The organism is Kitasatospora sp. NPDC054939 (assembly GCF_053610105.1).
In genome coordinates, this window is sequence record NZ_JBSGXP010000286.1 from 1 (window position 1) to 3,074 (window position 3,074).

Sequence of the window (3,074 nt, forward strand, 5' to 3'; positions counted from 1 at the left end):
TCACCGCGGGGGCCCGCGGTGACGGCCGCAGCTACGAAGCCGCCCCGGGGTTCAGTCCCGCACGGCATCCGGCCCGGCCGCGGCGACGACTGCGGCCACGGCGGGGTCGGCCTCGAAGGACTCCGCGGGCAGGACGGTGTTGCCCTCCAGTCGTACGCCCGCCGGGGCGTCGCCCGGGTCGGCGTCCCAGAGGTTGCCCCGGAAGACGACCTCCTCCAGCGGCGGTGCGACGTGCAGGGCGATCGGCGTGTCCGCGCGGAGCACCGCGTTGCCCTCGACGGTGACCCAGGCCGCCCCGTAGTCCAGGTAGAGGCCGAAGTTGTACGGCGTGACGGTGTCGCGCACCACGTTGCCCCGCACCAGCGCCCCGTCCTCGGGCGAGGTCCCCTGCGGGCCGGAGAGGTAGATCCCGCCGCCGTCCGCCAGGACCTGCATGGTGTCGTGCACCAGGTTGTTCAGCACCCGGGTGCCGTGCCCGCCGTACACCACGATGCCCGCGTGCGGTGTCTCGGCGACCTCGTTGTGCGCCAGCACGGTGTCGGCGGCGCCGGACACCAGGACGGCGGGCGAGCCGCTGTGCTCCAGGCCGACCCGGCGCACCCGGTTGCGCTCCACCCGGTGCCGGGCGGCGCCGTCACCGATCACGATGCCGCCGCCGCACACCTCCTCGACCAGGTTGCCGCGTACGGTGTTGTCCGCCCCTTCGCCCCTGAACTCCAGTGCCACCGCGCCGAGTCGGGTGAAGCGACAGCCCTCCACGAGCACCCCGGACGCGTTCTCGAACACCACCGTGCCGGGCATGGACGCCGACTCGACGGGTACCGTCACCCGCCCGTCGGCCTCCTCCGCCCCCAGCTCGACCACCATCAGCTCGCCGCCGTCGTAGTGCCCGTTGCCGTGGTAGTGCACGTAGCCCCGGTCCGAGGCGGGGCGCAGCCAGGTGGAATCGGCGAAGGTGATCCCCCGGAAACTGACGTCGCGCACCCCGGCGGCGTGCAGCAGGACCTCCAGTACGGGGACCACCGCCTCTCCGCTGCCCGGCCCGAACTCCTCGCTGGGCAACGGCAGATGGTGCAGCACGCCGTCGCTGTGCGCGAAGGTCCCGGGGGTGAGCAGGGCGGGGCTGTTCACCGCGAACGCCGGCCGCTCGGCCCCGTTGGACTCCCGGACGACGCCGTCCCCCTCCCAGGCGCCGACCGCGCGGTAGAGCGCGTGCGCCCGGGCGAAGGCGGGCTGGGCCATGACGGCCTCCCACCGGCCGGCCCGGGCGGGCTGGGCTTTGTGGAGGCGGGCCACCGGGAGCCGGGCCTCCGACCACGGGTAGGCCCCGCGGTAGACGAACTCGACCGCGTCGCCCGTCAGTTCGGGGCCTTCGAGCAGGTGGCCCACTTCGCTCACCCCGGTCACCCGGGGGGCCGCGGCGCCGTCCAGCGGGGCTTCGGCCCGCGGCACCCGGCGGCCGTCGACGGACAACTGCCGCACGGGCGCCGGGCCCGACGGTGCGCGGCGCACCCCGTCCTCGCCCCGCACCCAGCCGTCCACGACCCGGCCGCCGCTGACGACGGCCTCCTCCGGTTCGCCGGTCGCCCAGCCGTACGCCTGGTAGGTCACACCGGAGTGCTCGGCGGTCAGCTCCAGCGGACGGGCCAGCCGGTGGAATCCGGCCCGCAGGTTCACCACGTCACCCGCCCGGGCGGCCTCGCGGGCGCGTTCGAGGGTGGCGAACGGCTGCTCCCGGGTACCGGGTGCGTTGTCATCGCCGTGCGGATCGACGAAGAATTCGGCAGGCATGGGCCCTCCCTCGGCTGTGTACACCATAGACCGCCCTGTGTATCGTGTACACCGGCAGGGAGTCAAGAAGGGAGTCAGGATGGTGGACCCGGAGCGCAGCACCGAACTGCTGTGGAGCACGCCCCCCGCGGGCGCGCTCAGCCTCGAACGGATCGTGCACGCGGCCGTCCGGCTCGCGGACGCCGAGGGCCTGGCCGCCGCCTCCATGCGACGGGTGGCCGAGGCGCTCGGCTACACCACCATGGCGCTCTACCGGCACGTGCCCGGCAAGGCCGAACTCGTCGACCTGATGCGGGACGAGGTCCTGGGCGAGACGCTCGTGCCGGAGGCCGCGTCCGAGGGCGCCGACTGGCGTGCGGAGCTGACCGCCTGGGCCCTGGCCGGGCTGGAGGTGCACCGCCGCCACCCCTGGCTCGCCGAGGCACCCGCGAACCGCCCGGTGCCCGGTCCCCAGGCGGTGGCGGTCTTCGAGCAGGCCCTGGCCGCGGCGGACCGCACCGGGCTGCCGCCCGCCCAGGTGGTGGCCGTGGTGACCATGGTCGGCGGGTTCGTCGAGAGCACCGCCCGCCAACTGGCCGCCGCGGCGGCCATGGAGAGCCGCACCGGCGTGGCCGACGAGGACTGGTGGCAGGAGCGCGGCACGATCTTCCAGCACCTGGACCGCTATCCCACCCTCGCCCGGATCTACCACGCGGGCGGCTACGACACCCCGATCGACCCCTTCACCTTCGGCCTGGACCGGGTCCTGGACGGCGTCCAGGCACTTGTCGACGCCCACGGCCGGGACGGCGCGCGGGCCGGTGCCAGGGCGGGACGCGACGAGGGCCGTGACGAAGGTCGTGACGAATCGCGTGACGAAACTCGCTGCGCGGTCTGCGGTACCCCGCTCCCGCCCGCCACCACCGGCCGTCCCCGCACCTTCTGCTCCCCGGGCTGCCGCCAGTCCGCCTACCGCGCCCGCCGCCGCCCGCACACCCCGTGACCACCCTTCCGTAGCCCCGGGGCCGAGGACCGGGGCCGGAGCCGGGGCCGGGGCCGGGGGCGCGGCGCGACCGCGGGCACACGCCGGTCGCCGGGCGCCCGCCGACGGGTGCTCGTCAGCGGGAGGTGAGCCAGTGGGCGAGGAGCGTGAGGGGCAGCGCCCCGGCGGCCCCGGCAGCGCCCAGGAGTGCCCGCCGGGCGAGGACCCGCACGGCGGGCCGGGTCCGGCGCGCGCGGCGCCCGGAGCGGGCGGAGCGGACATCGGCGGGTTGAACGGTGGGCTTCATCGAGGTCCTCCGGAG

3 protein-coding genes are annotated in these 3,074 nt (G+C 75.6%); 1 reads left to right on the forward strand and 2 read right to left on the reverse strand.

The window, feature by feature from the left end; all coding sequences use genetic code 11:
* Window positions 1–51: 51 nt before the first annotated feature.
* Window positions 52–1,791: a right-handed parallel beta-helix repeat-containing protein gene (locus ACWGB8_RS38265; protein WP_452218264.1), complete on the reverse strand. Its 1,740-nt coding sequence runs from the start codon at window positions 1,789–1,791 to the stop codon at window positions 52–54.
* 79 nt (window positions 1,792–1,870) lie between these two features.
* On the opposite strand from ACWGB8_RS38265, the gene ACWGB8_RS38270 reads away from it, so the two are divergent.
* Window positions 1,871–2,773 (forward strand): TetR/AcrR family transcriptional regulator, encoded by a 903-nt coding sequence (locus ACWGB8_RS38270; RefSeq protein WP_452218265.1) that lies wholly within the window; start codon window positions 1,871–1,873, stop codon window positions 2,771–2,773.
* Window positions 2,774–2,888: 115 nt separating this feature from the next.
* Here ACWGB8_RS38270 and ACWGB8_RS38275 read toward each other — a convergent pair.
* The coding region (locus ACWGB8_RS38275) for a hypothetical protein (protein WP_452218266.1) at window positions 2,889–3,074 on the reverse strand (186 nt) is incomplete at its 5' end.

Coding starts and splice junctions, on each gene's coding strand:
- ACWGB8_RS38270 (WP_452218265.1), top strand. CDS start 1,871: ATGGTGGACCCGGAGCGCAGCACCGAACTGCTGTGGAGCACGCCCCCC.
- ACWGB8_RS38265 (WP_452218264.1), bottom strand. CDS start 1,791: ATGCCTGCCGAATTCTTCGTCGATCCGCACGGCGATGACAACGCACCC.